The sequence below is a fragment of the Pseudomonas sp. MPDS genome (assembly GCF_013283895.1).
Classification (GTDB): Bacteria; Pseudomonadota; Gammaproteobacteria; order Pseudomonadales; family Pseudomonadaceae; genus Aquipseudomonas; species Aquipseudomonas rhizophila.
Genome location: NZ_CP054128.1, coordinates 480,526 through 502,213 on the forward strand (window position 1 = coordinate 480,526; position 21,688 = coordinate 502,213).

The window sequence follows — 21,688 nt, forward strand, 5'->3', positions numbered from 1 at the left end:
TTTAAAAACCTGCAAAGGAAATCAAGTTGCTGCCGGTCGGGTTTCGCGCCGACGGTGCCAGGATCCCATCATAACCATTGGCCTTGGCCCAGGCGCCTATTTGATGAGTCTGGGTGTATTTGTTGCCGGTAATGCTCTTTAGCGAAACCCCCAGTTGTTTACGCACATCAGCCCGGGTCAGATCCAGAACGTTGTTGAGTTGCACTTTCTTGCTTACCAACACCCGGGTGGAAAGGTCCACACCCCAGTGGTTGACCTCGCCCATGGCGGTCTTGCGTGAGTTGGCGCCATAGACACCACCCAGTCCGGGGGCGGTGTAACGATGTCTGGAGGCAACGTTCCACTTGTGCGCCGTCCAGGTTGTGCTGATCCGTCCTGGCTCTTCAAAGCGATAAACCGTCCGGTTGACCTTGCGGCCCTTAGGTGGCGTCGAGCACTTCATCAGACCCGAGGGGTCGATCCAGCTCACCGGGTTTGGCGCGTACTGGTAGAGGTTCAGCCCACCGGCCAAACCGATGGGGTCCGGTGTGGTAAAGCGACCGATGTCCGGGTCGTAGAAGCGCAAGGTGTTGTAGTGCAGCCCGGTTTCCCGGTCCAGGTATTGGCCCTGGAAACGCAGGTTCTGCTCTTCGATGTAATACGGTTCGCGTAGCTCTTCTACGGTGTTGCCCCACACCTGGTAACGGGCCCGCCAAAGAGTGTGTCCGTCGGCTTCCGAGAGTTGTTCGGGCAGGCCGTTGGAGTCGTTGTGGTAGTAACGGATTTTCTGGTGGTCACCCAGGCCGTCGACCCTTGCCAACGGTTCGTGGCTGTCGTCGGCGTAGATGTACAGGCTGGTTTGGTTGTCGCGGTGTTCCTGCAACAGTTGCAGTGCATCCCAGGTGAAGCGGGTGCGGCTAAGCAGGGTGGCATGGCGGTCGTATTCGGCTTTTTCGATGCGCCGGCCCAGCGGGTCGTAGGTCATTTTCACGACCGAGCCATTATCGTTACTCACCTCCACCAAACGCTGTTCGGCGTCGTAGCGCATGCGCTGGACACCCCGCCGGGCGCTGCGCTTTTCTACCATGCGGCCGAAGCCGTCATAGCGGTAGCGCTTGTCCTGATAGGTCAGCAAACGGTTATGAGCGACCCGTCCGGTGCCCAGGCTATCGAGCAAGTTGGCGGCCGGATCATAGGCGAAGCCTTCACGCTGGCCCTGGAGGTTGTCCTGGCTGGCGAGAATGCGTCCGGTGGCGTCGTAGTGCAGCAGATGGCGATGAGGGGCGTCAGGCTGGCTGTCGAAGCGTTCTACCAGTTGATCACTGCTGTCATAGCCAAACAGTGATTGCGCCGCCGGTGGTAACAGCGCGGACTGGCCCTGTTGCCGACGTTGGCGTGCGCGCAGGCGACCGCTGCGGTCGTATTCGCTGCGGGTGCTGAGGTGCCCTTGGGTGCGCAGCACTTCACGGTGCAGGCGGTCGCGTTCGAAGTCGCTGATGACCTGGCCGTCAAGGTTGATCTGGTGCAGGTGGCCGCTGCCGTAATGCAGTCGGTTTAGCCAGCGACCATCGGGGAGCCGCGTCTGGGTCAGATTGCCCAGCTCATCGTAGCGATGCTCCAGGCGTCCGGCCCAGCCTTGCTCGGCGATCAGTTGCCCAAGAGCGTCGTAGTTCAAGCCGATGCTTTGCTGCTCACCGGTAAGCGCGGTGAAGGTGATGGCGTTGACCTGATCGAGCGCGTCATAGCGGTACTCGGTGCGCCCGTCTGTAGTGACTTTGGCCACCAGCCGACCCATTGCGTCGCGCTCCAGCTCATGGGTGATCGATGCTTGCGGCGCGAGGTCCAGGTCGGTGCTGTCCGCAACCGCGAGCACTTCCATGCGGGTGACGTTGTCCAGTGGGTCGTAGGCGTAGCGTTTGAGGCTGCCGTCCAGGCTGTGCTGGGCGGTCAAACGGTCGCCAGCGTCCCAGGCAAACCGGTAGCATTCACCGTTTTCGTTGGTCAGCGCCAGCAGGCGGCCGTAGTTGTCGTAGCTCAGCTCTACCCGTCGACCATGCGCGTCGGTACGCACGCGCAGTTGCCCATTGAGGGTGTGCTGGAAATGCGTAGTGTGCCCGGCGGGGTCGCTGTAGCCGATCAACTGGCCGCTCGCATCGCGCTGATATTGCTCAGTACGTCCGTCTGGTAATTGCTTGGTCAGCAGCCTGCCTTGGTCGTCATAGCTGAAAAGCGTCCGTTCCCCCAGTGCGTCGGTGCTGCTGAGCAACGTCCCGCGCTCGCAATAACTGAACCGTGTGGTGTAGCCGGAACAATCAGTGTGCTCGCTGAGCTGGCCAAGGGGCGTCCAACGCATGGTTTTGCGTTTGCCGATGGCGTCGACAACTTCCACCACCTGACCGTGGGCGTCATGGCGATAGCGGGTGACGTTGCCCAACGGATCGGTTTCGCGAATGCGGTTGCCACGCGAGTCATAGCGGTACTGCCAGGTATTGCCCGCGGCATCGGTTTCGGTCAGGGGCAGCGCCCAGTGTTCGAGCCACAGTGTTGACTCGCTGCGTCCGAGTGGGTCAGACGTCTGGCAAAGGTTACCCGCCTCGTCATAACTGAATTGATGTTGTCCGCCGTTGGGGGCCGTTGCCGCCACCAACTGGCTTTCGTCGTTCCACTGGAAGACCCAGGTACGGTCCAGGGCATCGGTGGCTTCGGTGATCTGATACCGCCTATCCCAGCGACGGGTGCTGATGCGATTCAAACCGTCGGTGATGCGCGTAGTCCCGGCAGCCAGGTCGTAGTCAAAGGCGTAAGTGTCGCCCGCGTCGGTCCAGTGGCGAACAACCCGCCATTCTCGCTTTTCGATTAAGGCCCATTCGTAAAAGCAGCGCAGCCCGGTGGGCAGTTGGTGCTCTACCATGCGCCGTCCGGCATCGTAGGCGTAGCGGCGTTTCACGTAACCGTTGGATTGACGGACCTCGGTCAGATCACCCCGGGCGTCGTAATCGTAGTGCATCAGCACTTCACGGCGTTGATCGGCGTAAAGCCGGTCTATCCGGCTGACCCGTTGCTGCCAGCGTTTGTGGTACGCCAGCGCGATGCTGGTCAGGTCAAAGGTGTCTCGCAGCTGTACCAACCGACCTGTGTCGTCGTAGTCGAGGTAGATGCGGTTGTCATTGCGGTCGCCCAGCTGACTCAGGCGCAGCAGCGATGCATGGCCCGGGGTGGGTTCGAACAGCCGGTACAGGCCGTCTGAGCTGTCGATCAGCAATTGGCCATTGGCATGCCGTCGTACGCTGAGCCCTTCACCAGGACTGAACACGGCGCCGCCCAGAGGGATGGAACCCATGTCGATGCGCCGGCCCTGTTCATCGGTGTAGACCAGCGTTTCACCGCCCTCGGGGTGAGGCAGGATCTCGACGCGCACCTCGTAGGCCACGCTCCAGCCCGCACCGAACATACCTTCGCGGCGCTCGTCGCGGCTGTTGTAGAAGCGTTGCCAGTCGATTGGCAAGATGCCGGGCAGGACGAAGTCCATCTCCTCGACATCGCCCAGAACTTTGGCCCCGGTGGCGGCATGCACCGGGTTCGACGAACCCATAGTAGCGTTGGCCGCGGCGCCCATCGCGCTGCTGACCGCCATCGACGCCGCGCCGCCCACCAGCATGCACGGCAGGTTACTCAGGAACTTGCCTTTGCCGCCCTTGAGCATCAGCAGCGCGGTGACTGCCAGACCGACGCCCGGAGTCTTGCCGCTGCGAATCTCGCGCACCACCACCGAGCCGCCGCCAATGGTGACATCGGGTGAAATCAGCCCGGATGACACGACCTTGGCATCGCAGGTGCTGCGGTCGCCGCTGCGCACTGCTGGCTGGCCGTTGATGGTGACTTTGTCCGACCCTTCGGCCAAAAGCTGCGGCGGCATCGGCGGATGTTTCATGCACGCGATCATATCCAGCGGCTTGGGTACGGCGCCGGGCGCGGGTGTTGCAACAGTGGGGCGCCACATCTGCGAGAAAAAGTTCTCGGCCATGTCCAGATAGCTGGGCTCGGCTTGCGGCTCAGGTGCCTCAAGCTCGGTGCCTGCTGGTGCGACATGGGATTGAATCGCCCCAGCGGCGCGAGCGGCTGGGATGTTGTTGGTCAGGGTGTTGGTTGAGCCGGTGAGGATGTTCGCTTGCACCGTGGGCGGGAACAGCGCGTTGCCAATGCCTTCGCAGATATTGCTCAGCCCTTCGTCGGCCCCGGTCTTGCTCATGGCAAGGCCAACGACGGCGCCCACCACGGCGCCGAGCAGGAAGCAACCTAACCCGCCTGTGGCGACTGTGATGCCCGTAGCCGCCACCACCGCAGCCGTCGCTAGGGCGGTAATCGCAATGTTGGCTGCTACCTCCAGCACGCCTCCAAGAATGTCAGCCATCATTGAGGTGTGGTCCAGCGCATCGCCCAGCCGGGCGGCCCAGAGAGCGTCAGACATGCAGTTCGCTCATCAAGCCGGAACGTCAAACAACAACGAGCCCTTGATCGTCGCCCAATGCGCTGCTTCAGCATCACCGAGCTTCTCGGCTTTGACGTAGCTCAAGGCAAGCATCTTGCGCGTGCCGGGCAGTACCAGGGCGAGCTGAAACTGGAAGACCTTTTCGTTGCCCTTGTTGAACTGGCTGCGCAGCTCGATGCCTTCGACTTCCTGATTGGCGCCCAGGCGCACGGCGACGCCCGGTTGAGCGCGCAGGTCCTGGACCTGTTTTTCCAGGCGTTTGAGCTGCTCGTCGAGGTTGCTCTGCAGGGTTTCGCCGTCGGCCAGCAAGCTGCGGCTGACGATCAAGGAGGTGCCCAGTTCAGGGAACTTGAGGATGTTGATCGTTGCATCCAGCAACTCGCTGGGCGGCAGCTGGAACTGGAATTCATTGATGCGGTAAGTCATGGCGCATAAATCTCGAGGTTAACCCTTGGGGAACGCGGCAGCGATGTTGGCGTCGATGCTGGCCTTGACGCCCTGGCCGTCGGGCGTGGCACCGGGACCGCCGCCGTTGTTCAGGTGCAGCACGCCGCCGGTGTTGAATTCGGCATCGCCGCTGGCGTAGAAGCTGATTTGCACGCCGGTCAGATTGATCTGGCCGCTGGCGTTGAGCTCCAGAATGCTTTCGCCGCAGACCAGGCGCAGGTTCTCGCCCACTTCAATGACGTAGCTCTGGCTGATGCTGTCGGTCTTGCGCAGGCCCACCGACAGGATGTCTTCCTGCTTGACGATGCGCAGGCGGTTGTTGCCGATGGTCACCGTCTCGTTGTGGCCGATGCTCTTGTTGCGGTCGTGACCCACCGAGTGGCTTTCATCGACCTCCACCACAATGTCCTGGTTGCGCTCGGCATGGATGTACAACTGCTCGGCGCCTTTTTTGTCTTCCATGCGGATTTCGTTGAAATTCGCTGGCGTGCCGCCCTTGCTCGAACGGCTTTTCATGCCGCTCTGGGTGGCGTTTGCGGGCAGGTCATAAGGCACGGTCTGTTCGGCGTTGTAGACACGACCGGTGATGATCGGCCGGTCGGGGTCGCCTTCGAGGAAGCTGACAATCACTTCCTGGCCAATGCGCGGGATCTGCATCGAGCCCCAGTTTTTCCCGGCCCAGGACTGTGACACGCGAATCCAGCACGAGCTGTTTTCGTTGGACTGGTCGTGACGGTCCCAGTAGAAATGCACCTTCACCCGGCCGAACTGATCGGTCCAGATTTCCTCGCCCTTGGGGCCGACCACCAACGCGGTCTGCGGGCCTTTGACGATGGGGCGATGGGTCGTGGGCAGCGGCCGGTAGCTTTGTTGGGCGACGATGCAGGTCAGGCTGCTTTCGAACTGGGCCGAAGGCGCGCCGCCGCCGGTTTCACCGCTTTCCTGGGACACGTAATAGCGGGCGCCGACGATCAGGTATTCGCGGTTCTGGTCCTGGCGGGTGAAGCCGGTGAGGCTGAACAGGTGGCCCGAGCCCAGACCGCGAGCGTTGCCGGCCAGCTCCACTTGCTCGTGCAGGGTTTGCAAGGCTTCGATGCGGGTGCGGGCGTAGTGTTCGCCGTCTTGGCTCTGGACATAGGTGCCGGGGTAGTCGTACAGCGGATAGTCGCCGGCGGTGTGCGGGCGCGGCATGGCCGAACGCACGTCGATGCGCGCGCTGGGGCGCTGGAAGTCGTAGTCGTTGAGTTCCAGCGAGCCGGGCTGCACTTCCTGGGCCAGGTGCCAGTCGTGGATATGGTCGCGCTCGCGCTGCTGTTCGTTCTTGGGGTAGTAGGGCACTGAACCGTAGCCGGGCACCGTGGTGTGGGCGCCATAGGCGTCGGCCAGCACCAATACATGACGGCCCTGTTCGTGACGGAAGAAGTAGTAGATCCCTTCCTGTTCCATCAGGCGACTGACGAAATCGAAGCTGGTTTCGCGATACTGCACGCAGTATTCCCACTCGCGATAGGGGCGACTGAGGGCGTCTTCGAAGTCGGAGAAACCCAGGTCGCGAAACACCTGCTTGATGATCTGCGGGATGGTCAGGTTCTGGAAAATCCGGCAATCGGAGGTACGGGTCAGCAGCCATAGCCAGGGGCGCAAGGTCGCCTGGTAACTGGCGAACTGGCCCTGGTCAACGTTCTGGCTGAAGCGCGAAACGATGCCGTGGAAATGCCGCTCGCCGCCGCCGTCCAGTTGCAGGCTCACGCACATGGGTTTGCCGAGCACCTGGTTGAGGTCGATGGCGTTGTCCAGCGAGTGCAACTGCAACTCGTAGTTGAACAGCCGCCCCAGCTCTTCGCCGCCGCCCATGTCCTTGAGCAACAGCACCTCAGGTCCCAGGGGGCTGGTGATTTTGGCCAGGCGTGAGGCTTGGTTGAATAACATCGAGTGTCCCGTGCAAGTTGTAATAGCTGAAGGAACGCAACCCCCACTGTGGAAGATGCCACTGTGGGAGCGAGCTTGCTCGCGATGGCGGCGTATCAGTCAACATTGATGTTGAAGGTACTTGCGCTATCGCGAGCAAGCTCGCTCCCACAGGGTTTTACGGTGTTCCTTACCGTCAGGCCGCGTCGCTGAAATCGTACTGCAATTCGTTATCCCGGGCGCTGATCCGCACGCCGGCCAGCGCCTTGCCTTCGAGCATGCGGGTCAGGAACTCGCGGCTCATGTCCGGCAGCAGGCTGTTGGTCAGGATGGCGTCAATCATGCGTCCGCCGCTTTCGGTTTCGGTGCAGCGCGAGACGATCAGGTCGATCACCGCGTCGTCGTAGTCGAAGGCGACTTTGTGGGTGTTCTCTACGCGCTTCTTGATGCGGTTGAGTTGCAGGCGGGTGATGGCCTTGAGCATCTCGTCGCTGAGCGGGTAGTACGGAATTGTCACCAGGCGACCCAGCAGGGCCGGCGGGAAAATCTCCAGCAGCGGCTGGCGTAGGGCCTTGGCGATGTCCTCGGGCTCGGGCACGTTCTGCGGGTCTTTGCAGACCTGGGCAATCAGTTCGGTACCGGCGTTGGTGGTCAACAGAATCAAGGTGTTCTTGAAGTCGATCACCCGGCCTTCACCGTCCTCCATCACACCTTTGTCGAACACCTGGAAGAAAATCTCATGCACGTCCGGGTGGGCTTTTTCCACCTCGTCCAGCAGCACCACGCTGTACGGTTTGCGCCGCACGGCTTCGGTCAGTACGCCGCCTTCGCCATAGCCGATGTAGCCCGGTGGCGCGCCCTTGAGGGTGGACACGGTGTGGGCTTCCTGGAACTCGCTCATGTTGATGGTGATGACGTTCTGCTCGCCGCCATACATGGCTTCGGCCAGGGCCAGGGCGGTTTCGGTCTTGCCCACGCCGGAGGTGCCGGCGAGCATGAACACGCCAATGGGTTTGCTCGGATTGTCCAGGCCGGCGCGGGAGGTTTGGATGCGCTTGGCGATCATCTGCAAGGCGTGGTCCTGGCCGATGATGCGTTTTTTCAGGTGCTGGTCGAGGTTGAGCACCGTTTCCAGTTCGTTGCGAGCCATGCGGCCCACCGGGATACCGGTCCAGTCGGCGACCACCGAGGCCACGGCCTGGTAGTCCACGGTCGGCAGAATCAATGGGGTTTCGCCTTGCAGCGCGGTCAGGCGCTGTTGCAGGTCCACCAGTTGCTCGCGCAGGGCGTGGCTTTCGTTGTCGCAAGCTTCGCTGTTGTCTTCGCTGTCCACCACGCCGACGCGCTCGCGCAGGGTGGCGCGGGTGGCGAGCAACTCGTCCACCAGGGCTTTCTCTTCGGCCCAGCGGCCTTCCAGCTCGGCCAGGCGTTCGCGTTCGGCGCTCAGCAGGTTTTCGCTCTGGGTCTGACGGCTGCCAATGGCAATGCCGATGGCGTGTTCACGGGCGATGATTTGCAGCTCGGTTTCCAGCGCTTCGATGCGCCGACGGCTGTCGTCCACTTCGGCCGGCACCGCGTGCAGGCTGATGGCGACACGGGCGCAGGCGGTATCCAGCAGGCTCACGGATTTGTCCGGTAACTGGCGCGCCGGGATGTAGCGGTGGGACAGTTTGACCGAGGCTTCCAGAGCCTCGTCGAGGATCTGCACCTGATGGTGTTTTTCCATGGTCGAGGCCACGCCGCGCATCATCAGCAGCGCCTTGTCTTCGGACGGCTCGGCCACTTGCACCACTTGGAAACGCCGGGTCAGGGCCGGGTCTTTTTCGATGTGTTTCTTGTACTCGGCCCAGGTCGTGGCCGCTACCGTACGCAGGGTGCCGCGGGCCAGGGCCGGCTTGAGCAGGTTGGCCGCGTCACCCGTGCCGGCAGCGCCACCGGCGCCCACCAGGGTGTGGGCTTCGTCGATGAACAAAATGATCGGTTTGGGCGACGCCTGGACATCTTCGATGACCTGGCGCAGGCGCTGTTCGAACTCGCCTTTCATGCTCGCGCCGGCCTGCAACAGGCCGACATCGAGGCTGCGCAGTTCCACGTCCTTGAGCGATGGCGGCACGTCGCCGGCGACGATGCGCAGGGCAAAGCCTTCGACCACGGCGGTCTTGCCCACGCCGGCTTCACCGGTGAGGATCGGGTTGTTCTGCCGGCGGCGCATGAGGATGTCCACCAGTTGGCGGATCTCTTCGTCGCGACCGACGATGGGGTCGAGCTTGCCGCTGCGGGCCTGTTCGGTGAGGTCGACGGTGAAGCGTTTGAGGGCTTCCAGTTTGCCCATGGCGCTGGGGGCCATGGCGCCACTGGCCTCGCCCGGCACGGCACCGGCGTTGAAACCGTCGCTGGCGGTCAGGGCGTTTTCCGGGGAGTCGCCGACGTATTCGTCAAAGCGCTCGCTCAAGGCCTCGACCTTGACCTTGTCGAACTCCGACGACAGCCCCAGCAACGCATGGCGCAGGCTTGGCGTCTTGAGAATACCCAGCACCAGGTAACCGGTGCGCACCTGGCTTTCGCCAAACATCAGGCTGCCGTAGACCCAACCGCGTTCAACGGCTTCTTCCACGTGGGAAGACAGGTCGGTGATGGAGGTCGAGCCCCGTGGCAGGCGGTCCAGGGCTTCGGTCAGGTCGCGGGCCAGGCGTGCCGGCTCGATATTGAACTGGCGGATGATGCGGTGCAGGTCCGAGTCCTGCAGTTGCAGCAACTGATGAAACCAGTGGGCCAGTTCCACGTAGGGGTTACCGCGCAACTTGCAGAACACGGTGGCGGCTTCGATGGCTTTGTAGGCCACGCTGTTGAGTTTGCCGAACAACGCGGCGCGACTGATTTCACCCATGCTCATGGCTCCTTGAGGTCTGTGAGGTGTTGGCCTGTTCGGCGTAATGCCGGGCCAGTATTAAATCCTTGGCATCTGTTTCGGGGCGTCCCAACCAGGTGTTGAACCCCAGGCGCAAACTGCCGTTGAGTTGCAGCGCCGGTACTTCGGGTTGTTCCAGGATCAGGTTCAGGTCCCAGTCCAGTTCATGGCCCAGGTATTCGGCGACCCAGGCCACCAGCTCGTTGAAGGGTTGGCTGCCGGGCAACATGCCCATGTAGTCGTCGAGCTTGAGTGGCCCCAGGCGAATGCGGAATTTGTGCTGGCGATCCCACACGTAGCGGCCCAGGCAAAAGTCCACACCCAACTGATGGGCGCTGACGCCCACGCGGCTGCGTTCTGGCAGTTCCAGCCATTGGCCGACGTATTCTTCGATCTCCACCGGCAGGCCGAAGTACTCGCTGATGATGGCCTTCAGGCCGTCCGGGTAGCGGGTTTGCGCCGACAAGTGGCCGCTGTAATGCAGCTTCGCCGTGTCGGGGATCAGCCCCTGCTTGAGCAGGCTCGGCATGCCCCGACCACTGAGGGCGGCCAGGCGCGCCGACCAGTAGTCATCGTCCGGGCGATCATGGCTGACCGTTGGCCGCGCTTCGGCCCAGGCCCGGTAGAACAGGCTGAGCAGGCGATGGTGGAACACATCCAGGAACCGTTTGCTGGTGCTGTCGGCGTTGTTGCGCTGACGTTCGCGCACGTATTCGGTGATGTGCAGCGGCAGCGGGCCGTTGGGGCCGCCGAGGCCGAAGAAGAACTGCTCCAGGCGTGCCGGCGCACCGTCGAGGCCCGGTTGCACCGAGGCCAGGGTCGCCGGGGCGAAGGTGCATTCGGCCTGTTGCCCCAGGCGCAGCGGGTCATCGGCCAGGCGCAATGAATGGCCCAGGCGCGGCAGCTCGGGGGATTCGCACTCGATACGGCGCAAGGCCTGGAAGAAGTCGTATTCCCAGGGCTCCTGGTGCATCGCGTCCAGGGTACTCAAAGGGTCGGACGACGTCCGGGCTTGGCTTTCCATCGCATGATCTCGCCGCGTTCGGTGGTACGGATCACCGTCTCGGTAAAACTGTTGATCGACACGTAGCGTGCCAGGAAGCGCTCGAACACCGCGCCGAGCAAAAACACCCCGGTGCCGCGAAACGCGTTTTCATCGAATTCCAGGGTGATTTCCAGGCCCCGACCAAACACGATCGGGCCGGGCATCGGCAAGCGTCGGGTGCAGGCCTTGCTGCTGACTTCGCGCAGGCCTTCGATCTGCAACTGCACCGCCGCATCGTTGCTGTCGCCGTACAGGCGCAGCAGTTCGCGCAGGGCGGCGGCGCCCTGGCCTTGCTCGCTCAGGGACAGGTAATTGAGCGAGAGCTGGCTGATCAAACGCCAGGCCTTGGCGTCGTGGGCATGGCTGGCCCGTGGTCGACTGGGGCCGGCGACGCAACGAATTGCGCCGACGGGCGCGCTGTCGGCCAACGTGAAATCAGTCTTGCCGTTGCCCACACTCATGAACAGCGGTAGGTCGCGGTTGGTGCACAGCGCCGTCACGCCCAGTTGGCGCAGGTCGTGGCGATAGGGCGCCTGCTGGCTGTCCACCAGGCTGACGAAGGTTTCGCTGCCCACGTAGGTCGAGCGCGGGCCGTTGCGTCGTTGGTCGCTGGACAATACTCGTGGCTCACGCCGTATTGTGTAATAGGCCTGGTCGCGGCCATAACGGGACGGATCGCGCACGGCATAGAACGGCAGGAACGGCTGCTCCGGCCCGGTGCCGTGGCCGGTGAGGGCGGTCAGCGAATGCACTTCGAAATCCATCGGTCGGGTGCGGTCGGCGATGACGTGATGTTCGTTGACCCGCTCCGAGAGGTGGATGCGATCCAGGCGCTTGGGGAACAGGTTGATCGCCGGGGTGCAGAACGGCAGGAACTGCGCGGCGCCGACGCTGCCCTCCAGGCTCGGGTCGTGCCGGTCGAACAGCACGATCAGCTCCAGCTCCTGACCGTCGCAGCGCTTGACCGCGCGGCTCAATTGGGTGAAGTCGACGAACAGGAACCGATGGGGCAGGGCGAAGTATTCCTGCAACAGGCGATAGCCCTGGAAGGCGCGCGAGACCACGGGCAGCGCGGCATCGGCATCGTCGAAACCCCGCGAGCACAGCGCGTCCTGAGGCAAGCGTTCAACCCAATCGCCGCCGGGCTTGCGGGCGAACACCGCGCAAGCATTGCTCAGCAGTTGTTCGTAGAGACGGAAGGGCTGTTCGTCGGCACCGCTGAGGTACAGCGGCAGGTTGTCCAGGGGCAGGCTGTTGAACGGCAGTTCGGCGCCTGTACGCAGGGTCAGGCGCAGGCCGGCCTTGGCCTTCGGTTCGCTGGCGGCCAGGCGTCCGAGCACGGCGGACGGGTTGCCGAAGTACTCGGCCTGGCTGACCTGCAACGGCCACAACGTCACCGCGTGGGCGGTGCGGTACTCGCAGCAGGTCTGGGTTTCACGCCCCAGGGCGGCGCGCAGGACGGTGTCCCGGGGCAGCGCAAAGCCGCCGCTCAGCGAGCCCTCATCGGGGTCGGTCTGCAGTTGCACCACGGTCATCGACGGCGTGGGCGCCAGATAGTGGGGGTAGGCGATTTCCAGCAGGTTATGGGTGAAGGTCGGGTACTCGGCATCGAGCTTGAGCTGCACCCGCGCCGTCAGGTAGGCGAAGCCTTCCAGCAAACGTTCGACGTACGGGTCGGCGCAGTCCATCCCGGACAGCGTCAGCCGACTGGCGATCTTGGGGTATTCCTTGGCGAACTCCGCCGCGCTTTCGCGCACGTGGTGCAGTTCCTGGTTGTACAGCTCCAGCAGGCGCGGATTCATGGGCGTCTCCGCTGGTCGGCTTGGACCACGCGCACGTGGCCGGTTTCCAGGTCCAGGTCGGTTTGCAGCATCAGGCGCAGCGGCACGGGCTGCGCCCAGAGGTCACCCTCGATCTCGAAACTCAAGGCGTTGTGGTTCATCTCGGCGGTTGCTCGGGCTCGCACCCTCAGGGTGTGGCGCAAGATGCGCGGTTCGAACGTGGCGATGGCTTGGTGGATCAACGCTTCCAAGGCCGGAAGGTCGACGTTCGATGCGCTGTTGCCGGCCAGCGCCGGCAACCCGAAATTGACCACAGACGTGCCTGCCGGGGTGTGCAGCGTGGCGTCGGTATCGAGCAACGATGTGGTGTTGAGCAACCACGCCAGGTCACGCAGCACCGAGGCTTTCAACTGGGTGAGCGACAACACGCGCTTGTCGGCGCTTTCCTTGGGGTTGCTCGGATCGTCGTCGGTCAACCGGTCCAACAGGGACGGTTGCAGGCGATCGCGGGTGGCGATTTCGGTTACCACCGAAAGAGCGCCGTATACATTTTTTGATCCCATTGGCCAGGGCCGCAGGAGGCGAATTGGCTCACATCCGAGACCTCCAATGTTTCCTTGACCAGGCGTACTGCTTGAATTTTGGTCAAGCAATCGCGGCTGGGAGCGGGCATGTGTTCGCTGCGTTCGACCAAGAAAATCGGCACTTGGTTGAAGGTCTCCACACGCAGTTGCTTGTCCGGGCCCAGGCTGAACTGGCAAGGCCATTCCATATCGAGCGTCAGGTGGCTCTGGTCAGGTTTAACGAGCGTGCAGCGACCTTGAACGTCGATCAGGCTCACCGGATGTCCGACGAAAACTGCTTGCGTCAGGGCTGCCGGAGCGACTGTTTCCTGCCCGGCGCACGCGCTTAGACTGACGAGGCTTGCCGCCAGCGCCGAAAGAAACAAAGGGCTGCGCATCACGAAAGCTCCCAGAACCAGATGGCCTTGGATCTTGAGAACAGATCACCGCTCTTGGTCAGGCCACGGTTCCACAGGTCGATGTGATCACCAGTAGGTCGACCGGCAGTGTCGCTGTTCTGTTGGTAGCAGTCTTTGAAGAAGATGATTCCGGTTTTGCCCATCAGTGTTGTGCGGTCTGCCACGCTGGTGGTGTAGACCTTCGGTGGGCCTAGGCGGTTCTTCCTCCATAGCCAGTTGGCCAATGACTCCGCGCCGCGGGCATGTCCATGGGCGCATTTGGGATCCAGCGTATAAGTCGATGAGTTGACCGGTAAGGTCTTTTCTCCGCACAAGGCGATGCTCATACGAATAGCGCACTGGTTGACATAGGGACCGTCGCAAGCCGGACTGGCGGACGGGTAGGGCGGATAGCTGTTCCACAAATTGATAAACGAAGGCTTGGCCATGACTCAGATACCGGGTGGGAAAGGATTGGATTCGAGCAAGCACCAAACACCCCCGGCGCCTGGCACCGGGGGCGTGTTCGATCACACCTTGACGTTCTGACGGATGTTCCAGCCGAACTTGACCGGACCGCCTTCCTTGGTGCCGTCGGCTTTTTGCGGCTGATAGTCGACCATCACCTTGGCGAAGTTCAGGGTGACGTTTTCGGTCAGGCGATCATCGTTGCCCGAGCCACCGGTGCTCAGGGACGTGATCAGCACTTCTTCAAGATTGATGATCATGTACTCGACCTGGCTTTCACCACCGGCCTTGCGCACGGTCAGCTTGACCTTGTCGATGTGCTTGCCGCTGGCGCAATGCATCATCAGGTTGGGCGATGCCTTGTCGACGAACTTGGTCAGCGACAGGTCCTGCACGTTGACCTTGCCCGCGCCACCGCCACTGCCCACGTGCATGTTGCCGGACTGGGACATGCCCCAGCTCCAGTTCAGGACATCGATCTCGTCCTTGTGGGCCTTGTCCATGGACTCGCCCTTGATGTCGCCGATCTTGATGAAAATATCAACAGCCATGTTTTCTCCCTGTGTGGTCTCTACCACATTGTTTGATTGACGCCGACCTTGCGAAATCTGTTCTGCTGAACGCTACGAAGGCGATCTCTAACCCACTGAAGATCCCCTGTGGGAGCGAGCCTGCTCGCGATGACGGCGTGTCAGGCAACGCAGGTGGCGACGGATCCACCGCTATCGCGAGCAGGCTCGCTCCCACATGTTTACCGCGTACCGTTCAGCAGGTTTTTACGCACCCTTGGCCGAAGGCAGTTTCGATACCAGGCGCAGCGACACAGTCAGCCCTTCGAGCTGATAGTGCGGGCGCAGGTAGAACTTGGAGTTGTAGTACCCCGGGTTGCCTTCGACCTCCTCGACGATGACCTCGGCGGCGGCCAGTGGGTGCTGGGCCTTGGTGGTCTCGGTGGAGTGCGCCGGGTCACCGTCGACGTAGTTGAGGATCCAGTCCTGCAACCAGCGCTGCATCTCGTCCTTCTCTTTGAAGGAGCCGATCTTGTCGCGCACGATGCACTTGAGGTAATGGGCGAAACGGCAGGTGGCGAACAGGTACGGCAGGCGCGCGGCCAGGTTGGCGTTGGCGGTGGCGTCCGGGTCGTCGTATTCGGCCGGTTTCTGCAACGACTGGGCGCCGATGAACGCGGCGAAGTCGGTGTTTTTCTTGTGCAGCAGCGGCATGAAACCGTTCTTCGCCAGCTCCGCTTCACGGCGGTCCGAAATGGCGATTTCGGTCGGGCACTTCATGTCCACGCCACCGTCATCGGTAGGGAAGGTGTGGGCTGGCAGGTTTTCCACTTCACCGCCGGATTCCACGCCACGGATGCGCGAGCACCAGCCGAAGTGTTTGAACGAACGGTTGATGTTCACCGCCATCGCATAAGCGGCGTTGGCCCAGGTGTACTTGGAGCTGTCGGCGCCGTCGGTGTTTTCTTCGAAGGCGAAGGCTTCCACCGGGTCGGTCTTGGCGCCGTACGGCAGGCGCGCCAGGAAACGCGGCATGGTCAGGCCGATGTAACGCGAGTCTTCCGATTCACGCAGCGAACGCCAGCCGGCATATTCCGGCGTGGTGAAGATCTTGGTCAGGTCGCGCGGGTTCGACAGTTCCTGCCACGAGCCCATGCCCATCACGGTCGGCGATGCGGCGGCAATGAACGGCGAGTGCATGGCGGCGCAGACCTTCGACAGCTCGCCCAGCAGCTCCACGTCCGGTGGCGACTGGTCGAAGTAGTAGTCGCCCACCAGGCAACCGTACGGTTCACCGCCGAACTGGCCGTATTCTTCTTCGTACATCTTCTTGAAGATCGGGCTCTGGTCCCACGCGGTGCCCTTGAATTTCTTCAGGGTCTTGTGCAGGTCGGTCTTGGAGATGTTGAGCACGCGGATCTTGAGCTGCTCGTCACTCTCGGTGTTGTTGACCAGGTAGTGCAGGCCACGCCAGGCGCTTTCCAGCTGCTGGAAGTCGGGGTGGTGGATGACCTGGTTGACCTGGGCGGTGAGCTTGGCGTCGATGGCGGCGATGATTGATTCGATCGACTTGATGGCGTCGTTGGACACCAGGTCAGTCTGCGCCAGGGCCTGCTCGGCCAGCGTGCGCACGGCGGTTTCGACGGCTTCGCGAGCGCGCTCGGTCTTGGGCTTGAATTCTTGCATCAGCAGCGAGGCGAACTCGCTGGGTACTTCGGTGGTGCCCAGGGCCTGGGACTGATTTTCACGTGCTGATTCGTTCATGATCATTCGTCCTGATTAAGCCTTGGGCTCGTTGTCGGCGGGCTTGGGCGCGCTGGCCAGGGCCTGCAACAGGGCAGGGTCCTTGATCGCTTTCATGATGATTTCTTCGGCGCCAGTCTTGCCGTCCATGTAGGTCAGCAGGTTGGCCAGTTGGGTGCGCGCTTCGAGCAGCTTGTTCAGCGAGTCGACCTTGCGGGCCACGGCCGCCGGGCTGAAGTCGTCCATGCTTTCGAAAGTCAGGTCCAGGCTCAGGTTGCCTTCGCCGGTCAGTTCGTTGGGAACATGGAACGCCACGCGAGGCTGCATGGCCTTGAGGCGCGAGTCGAAATTGTCGACATCGATTTCAAGGAATTTGCGATCGGCCACAGGTGCCAGAGGCTCGGCGGGCTTGCCAGCCAGGTCCGCCATCACCCCCATGACAAAGGGCAACTGGACCTTTTTCTCGGCGCCGTAGAGCTCGACGTCGTACTCGATCTGCACTCGAGGCGCACGGTTGCGCGCGATGAATTTCTGAGAACTTTGCTTCGCCACGTTGCTGCTCCTGGTCGCTTGAGCGACGGTGTTGGCGTCATCGGGGGTGCCGGTGACGTGACTGCGTGATCCGTTCGCTTTTATTCGCTGTCTGGGCCGCGCAGGTTTTCAAATTGACTCATGCCGTCGGGAATCAGGTTGCGCACGATGGTCGCAAAGTCGGCGTTCACCAGAATCTTGGCCCGATTCAACAGCACCGGCAGGGGGCTGGAGGGCTCTTGACGGGCGTAGTACGCGAGAATCCGGTCCAGGCTGCGCAGCACGTCGTCGCGGCTGTTGATTTCGCCAGGGGCGGTGCTGCGTGGCGCGCCCGCGCTCGGCGCGGTGGCGTGTTCAACCGGCGCGGTGTTGTCGTCGCCGCTGCTGATGACTTCGGGCAGGGCGCTGTCGCCGCTCTGTGGGGCGAACTGGCCGAGAATCTGCAGGGCCATCTTGAGCGGTTGCTTCAGCGGGCCAAGGTCCACGCCTTGGGCGGAACCGACTTGATCGCTGACGTGTTGCTCGATGGCTTCGGCGGCGCTGCGGGCTTCCAGCAGGGCGGCGCGGGTGATTTCCAGCTGCTCGGGATCACTGTCGAGCAGGGCTCCGGCGAGCTGTTCAGCGCCGAGGCTTTCATTCGGGAAACTTTGCAGGCCGCTGGCATTGGCGGCGGCGCGCAGGCTCACGGCACCGAAGGTGCGCGAGCGGGCCAGAATGCTTTCGCGCAGCAGGCCAATGGTGATATCGGATGTCAGGCCGGCGAGGGCGTTGATGCGCACGGTGGGATCGTTGTCGTCCTCGGCGTCCAGGCGCGGATGCAGCTCGGCCCAGTACTGCTTGAGCAATTCGCTGGTCAGCGTCAACACACGGGCCAGGCCCGGTATGCCTTCCAGGGCCAGGGAACTTTGCAGCAGGAAATGGGTGATGCGCAGGTCTTTGCTGCGTTGCAGCAGGTCCAGGCTTTGCTGCTGGATGCTGCGCCACTCAGGGGGTTCGGCAGGCAATATCGAATCGCCCATGCTGCGCTCGGGCTGACCTTGGGAATCGCGTTCCAGGCGCAAGAAATCCGCGTCATATTCCAAATCTTCACCGCACGGCGAAGTCGCGGATACGGCGGCGAGCAGCAGAGGCACATCCACTTCGTTCGATCTCCCTATCGCCCGCTGAATAACTCGGGCAGTGCACACGCAAGTTCCGAATGGAACTCCACATGTTCCTTGAGGCTAATGGCTCTTTAGATGCTTAATGATCTTAAAGTGCCATCACGTATATTCAAGAAGTTGTGCATTTTTGGTGTAGTACTTATGGCTTGTCAAGGTAAGCTATTTCCCCTGTGTGACAGTTGTGAGGCGCTTAACAACCTGCGCGACCAGTAGGTCAAGGCAGGCACTGATGCAGGTTTTTTGTCATGCAGGCGGGTTAATATCAGCAATCATGCTGGCAAAAAGCCGTTTCGCAGTCGGTTGCAAAGGTTTGTCGGCGAGTCGTTCGGGCGTAGATCCCGGCACTCGATCGCATGCGCAAGTGTTCAGCAAGGAGGCAAGATGGCGCTGTGTTTGACTATCACTAGTTATCACAAGATTACCCCGGGCCAGTGTTCTGAAAAGTCCATGGACCAGGGAGTGATGGCAATTGGCCGTAATTCCGATAATGACTGGGTATTACCGGACCCTGAGCGCCTGGTTTCCGGCAAACATTGCGTTATTCAATACAAAGACGGGCGTTATTACTTAACCGATAACAGCACTAATGGTGTGGAATTGGTCAAGGCCGGTGTCCGTTTGCGCAAGGGCAACAGTGAGCCGCTGCAAGACGGCGAAGTTATCCGCATTGGCGATTATGAAATCCAGGCGCGGGTGGATTTCAACCTGCCAGTCTCCGACAGCAATCCGTTCGCTGAGGCGCCCAGCAGCTTCGAAGCCTTGATGGGACATCAGGGTGCCGGCTTGAATACACCTACGCCGATGCCCGTGGCTCCCCCGGCCCATTTCCAGGGCGCCTCGGCCATGGACACCTTGCCCGACCTGTTCGACTTCCTGAGCCCGGGCAGTGTCCCGCCGGCCACCCAGCCTGACCATGTGCCGGCCCAACAGCATGATTTCCGTCCACCGACGCCCATTGCTGCTCCCAGCCCGCCGCCGGTGATCGAGCCTGTGGCGCAGGCCTCGGCCTCGGTGATACCGGAGGACTGGGACCCGTTCAGCGACAAGCCCGCGCCCGTGGCAGTTGCTCCGATTCCTGTCGCTGCGCCACCGGTTGCGCCACCGCCCGTTGTCGAGCGGCCTGTCGTAGAGCCGCCTGTCGTAGAGCCGGTGCCGACACCCCCGCCTCAGGTCCACGCCACCGCCGAACCTGCGCCGCTGCGCGAGGCGCCGGTGACCAGCGTTCAAACCCCGGCCACGCCGCCCAAGCCGCTCGACGCCGCCCAGCCCGACCTGTTGCAAGCCTTCCTGCGCGGCGCCGGGCTGGATCAGTTGCGCCTGGACCAGGCCCAGGCCGAGGCGCAGATGGAAAGCATCGGGCGCAGCTATCGGCTGATGGTCGAAGGCTTGATCGATGTCTTGCGTGCCCGCAGCAGCCTCAAGGGCGAGTTCCGCATTCAGCAAACGATGATCCAGCCGGTGGAAAACAACCCGCTGAAGTTCGCCCCCAATGTCGAGGAGGCCATGTTGTTGCTGCTGCGCCATGGCAATCAGGCGTTCATGGCGCCGGATGTGGCGGTGCGTGACAGCTTCGACGACCTGCGCGCTCACCAACTGGCAGTGATGGCCGGCGTGGAAGCGGCCATCAAGCATTTGCTGGCGCGCTTTGAGCCGGCGCAACTGGAAGAGCGCATGGGCAAACCCGCTGGTCTGTCGAGCATTTTCAACGGCTCGCGACAGGCTCAGTACTGGCAGCAATTCACCGAGCTCTACAGCAACATTTCCCGGGAAGCCCAGGAGGATTTCCAGGACCTGTTCGGACGCGAATTCAGTCGCGCCTACGAAGAGCACAGCGCGCGACAGCGCCGCCTATAACACTTTTAAAAGCAATCAACGGATAGCTCAAACGTCATTGAGGACGCAGGATGATTTTCAGGTTTTTACTCGCAGTCGCCACCGTGCTTCTGCTGACGGCATGCGCCAAGGATGCGGCCGATCCACAGTCCGAAGAGGCTGACACCGCCGCCGTCGAACTGCACTTTCACGCCATTGCCGGCCTCAACCCCGGCGCCACCGGCCATCCGGCGCCGGTCCGGGTGCGAATTTTCGAACTGAAAAATGCCGCCACCTTCGCCCGCTCCGATTATTTCGCCCTGGCCGAACGGGCCCAGGCGACCCTCGGTGCCGACCTGATCGATCAGGACGAAGTGCTGGTCCAGCCCGGTCAGCAGTTGAGCCTGCAACGCGATCTCGATCCGGCTACCCGCCATATCGGCGTGCTGGTGGGCTATCGCGAACTGGACCGGTCACTGTGGCGCACGGTGATGAATGTCCCGCCGCGCCAATACACCGAATACCAGATCAGCCTCGACGTGCGCGCCGTGCGCAGCGCCGTCGTCGTTCCCCCATCCAGCCCTGCCCAATAAGCAATCGGAGCCCCCATGTCCTGGAACAATCGCGTGGTCTGGTCGGAAGGCATGTTCATTGGAACGCAGCACTTCCAGCAGCATGACCGTTACCTGGAAAACCTCATCGACGCCCGTAGCCGTCCGCTGTCGGCCGGCGCCTGGGGTTTTTCCCAATTGCTGATCGACCAGGGCCTGCTGGCCCAGGGCAAGCTGGCGATCGTTTCGGCGCGGGGCCTGCTGCCGGACGGCACACCGTTCAACATCCCCGAGGATGACCTGGCGCCGACTCCGCTGAACGTCGATGACAACCTGCGCGATGGTCTGGTGTATCTGGCTTTGCCGCTCAAGCGTGCCGGTGCGCGTGACACCGTTGACGAAGGTGAAGCCCTCGGCGCTGCGCGCTACGTGAGCCAAGTGTGCGAAGTGCGTGACGATAACGCACCGTTCGAGAACCGCGCGCCGGTTGCCTTGGGTTCGCGGGCCTTGCGCCTGTTGACCGCGCAGGACGGCATCAGTGACTACGCCGCCATCGGCCTGGTACGCATCAAGGAGAAACGCGCCGACCGCGCCCTGGTGCTGGACGACAGCTACATCCCGCCGCTGCTGGATGTGGCCGCCTCCAAACCGTTGGCCGCGTTTCGCAGCGAACTGTTGGGCCTGCTCCATCAACGCGGCGAAGCCCTCGCCGGGCGGGTGGTGGCGTCCGGTGCCGGGGGCGCCTCGGAGATCGCCGATTTCATGCTGCTGCAATTGGTCAACCGCGCGCAGCCGCTGATCCAGCACCTGAGCCAGTTGAGCCCGTTGCACCCCGAACGGTTCTACAGCGAGCTGGTCAGCCTGGCCGGTGAGTTCTCGACCTTCACCGCCTCGGGGCGTCGGCCGCAAGAATATCCGCAATACCAGCATGATGACCTGGCGCTCAGCTACGCGCCGGTCATGCAAGCCCTGCGTGAGGCCCTGTCGATGCTGATCGACAGCAAGGCCACGCCGATTCCGATTGTCGAGAAAGCCTACGGCATCCACGTGGCGATGCTGGCCGACAAGACCCTGCTCGAGAGCGCCAGTTTCATCCTGGTGGTGCGTGCCGATGTCCCGGCCGAAACCCTGCGCGGTCGCTTCGGCCAGCAGAGCAAGGTCGGTTCGGTGGAGCACATTCGCGATCTGGTCAACCTGCAGCTGCCGGGCATCGGCCTGCTGCCGTTGCCGGTGGCGCCACGCCAGCTTCCGTACCACGCCGGCTCCACTTACTACGAACTCGACCGCGGTAGCGATCACTGGCAGCAATTGAGCAACTCCGGCGGGTTCGCGTTCCACATCGCCGGCCAGTTCCCGGGGCTGAATCTGGCTTTCTGGGCGATCCGAGGATAAA

16 protein-coding genes are annotated in these 21,688 nt (G+C 62.3%); 3 read left to right on the top strand and 13 right to left on the bottom strand.

The window, feature by feature from the left end; genetic code table 11:
* Position 1 precedes the first annotated feature (1 nt).
* The 13 genes from HQ912_RS02050 to tssA all read right to left on the bottom strand — a co-directional run bounded on the left by HQ912_RS02050 (position 2) and on the right by tssA (position 17,908).
* Entirely contained in the window at positions 2–4,447 is a 4,446-nt protein-coding gene (locus HQ912_RS02050; protein ID WP_047226762.1) for an RHS repeat-associated core domain-containing protein, read from the bottom strand.
* A gap of 12 nt (positions 4,448–4,459) precedes the next feature.
* Complete coding sequence (locus HQ912_RS02055) at positions 4,460–4,894, bottom strand: DcrB-related protein (RefSeq protein ID WP_047226763.1); 435 nt, start codon at positions 4,892–4,894, stop codon at positions 4,460–4,462.
* An 18-nt stretch (positions 4,895–4,912) separates the two neighbouring features.
* Positions 4,913–6,844, bottom strand: a complete 1,932-nt coding sequence (gene tssI, locus HQ912_RS02060) for a type VI secretion system tip protein TssI/VgrG (RefSeq protein WP_047226764.1) — start codon at positions 6,842–6,844, stop codon at positions 4,913–4,915.
* Between the two features lie 175 nt (positions 6,845–7,019).
* Positions 7,020–9,710, bottom strand: coding sequence for a type VI secretion system ATPase TssH (tssH, locus tag HQ912_RS02065; protein WP_047226765.1), 2,691 nt, complete (start codon positions 9,708–9,710; stop codon positions 7,020–7,022).
* Positions 9,703–10,755, bottom strand: a complete 1,053-nt coding sequence (gene tssG, locus HQ912_RS02070; protein WP_047226766.1) for a type VI secretion system baseplate subunit TssG — start codon at positions 10,753–10,755, stop codon at positions 9,703–9,705. The genes tssH and tssG overlap by 8 nt, the downstream gene beginning before the upstream one ends.
* On the bottom strand, positions 10,719–12,578 hold the full coding sequence (gene tssF, locus HQ912_RS02075) for a type VI secretion system baseplate subunit TssF (RefSeq protein WP_173406404.1): 1,860 nt from the start codon (positions 12,576–12,578) through the stop codon (positions 10,719–10,721). The genes tssG and tssF overlap by 37 nt, the downstream gene beginning before the upstream one ends.
* Positions 12,575–13,087: a type VI secretion system baseplate subunit TssE gene (tssE, locus tag HQ912_RS02080; RefSeq protein ID WP_047226768.1), complete on the bottom strand. Its 513-nt coding sequence runs from the start codon at positions 13,085–13,087 to the stop codon at positions 12,575–12,577. Before tssE ends, tssF begins: the two co-directional genes overlap by 4 nt.
* Positions 13,081–13,518: a hypothetical protein gene (locus tag HQ912_RS02085; RefSeq protein ID WP_047226769.1), complete on the bottom strand. Its 438-nt coding sequence runs from the start codon at positions 13,516–13,518 to the stop codon at positions 13,081–13,083. Before HQ912_RS02085 ends, tssE begins: the two co-directional genes overlap by 7 nt.
* On the bottom strand, positions 13,518–13,967 hold the full coding sequence (locus HQ912_RS02090; RefSeq protein WP_047226770.1) for a type VI secretion system amidase effector protein Tae4: 450 nt from the start codon (positions 13,965–13,967) through the stop codon (positions 13,518–13,520). The genes HQ912_RS02085 and HQ912_RS02090 overlap by 1 nt, the downstream gene beginning before the upstream one ends.
* 81 nt (positions 13,968–14,048) lie before the next feature.
* Positions 14,049–14,537: an Hcp family type VI secretion system effector gene (locus HQ912_RS02095; RefSeq protein ID WP_047226771.1), complete on the bottom strand. Its 489-nt coding sequence runs from the start codon at positions 14,535–14,537 to the stop codon at positions 14,049–14,051.
* 225 nt (positions 14,538–14,762) lie between these two features.
* Positions 14,763–16,259, bottom strand: coding sequence for a type VI secretion system contractile sheath large subunit (tssC, locus tag HQ912_RS02100; protein WP_047226772.1), 1,497 nt, complete (start codon positions 16,257–16,259; stop codon positions 14,763–14,765).
* 15 nt (positions 16,260–16,274) lie between these two features.
* The gene (tssB, locus tag HQ912_RS02105; RefSeq protein ID WP_047226773.1) at positions 16,275–16,790 is read right to left on the bottom strand and encodes a type VI secretion system contractile sheath small subunit; all 516 of its coding nucleotides are present in this window, start codon (positions 16,788–16,790) and stop codon (positions 16,275–16,277) included.
* An 80-nt stretch (positions 16,791–16,870) separates the two neighbouring features.
* Positions 16,871–17,908, bottom strand: a complete 1,038-nt coding sequence (gene tssA, locus HQ912_RS02110) for a type VI secretion system protein TssA (RefSeq protein ID WP_107323118.1) — start codon at positions 17,906–17,908, stop codon at positions 16,871–16,873.
* A 405-nt stretch (positions 17,909–18,313) separates the two neighbouring features.
* On the opposite strand from tssA, the gene tagH reads away from it, so the two are divergent.
* The 3 genes from tagH to tssK are packed head-to-tail and all read left to right on the top strand — an operon-like array spanning position 18,314 to position 21,687.
* Entirely contained in the window at positions 18,314–19,786 is a 1,473-nt protein-coding gene (tagH, locus tag HQ912_RS02115; RefSeq protein WP_173406405.1) for a type VI secretion system-associated FHA domain protein TagH, read from the top strand.
* A 50-nt stretch (positions 19,787–19,836) separates the two neighbouring features.
* Positions 19,837–20,337: a type VI secretion system lipoprotein TssJ gene (tssJ, locus tag HQ912_RS02120; RefSeq protein WP_047226776.1), complete on the top strand. Its 501-nt coding sequence runs from the start codon at positions 19,837–19,839 to the stop codon at positions 20,335–20,337.
* 15 nt (positions 20,338–20,352) lie between these two features.
* Entirely contained in the window at positions 20,353–21,687 is a 1,335-nt protein-coding gene (tssK, locus tag HQ912_RS02125) for a type VI secretion system baseplate subunit TssK (protein ID WP_107323116.1), read from the top strand.
* The last annotated feature ends 1 nt before the right edge of the window (position 21,688 follow it).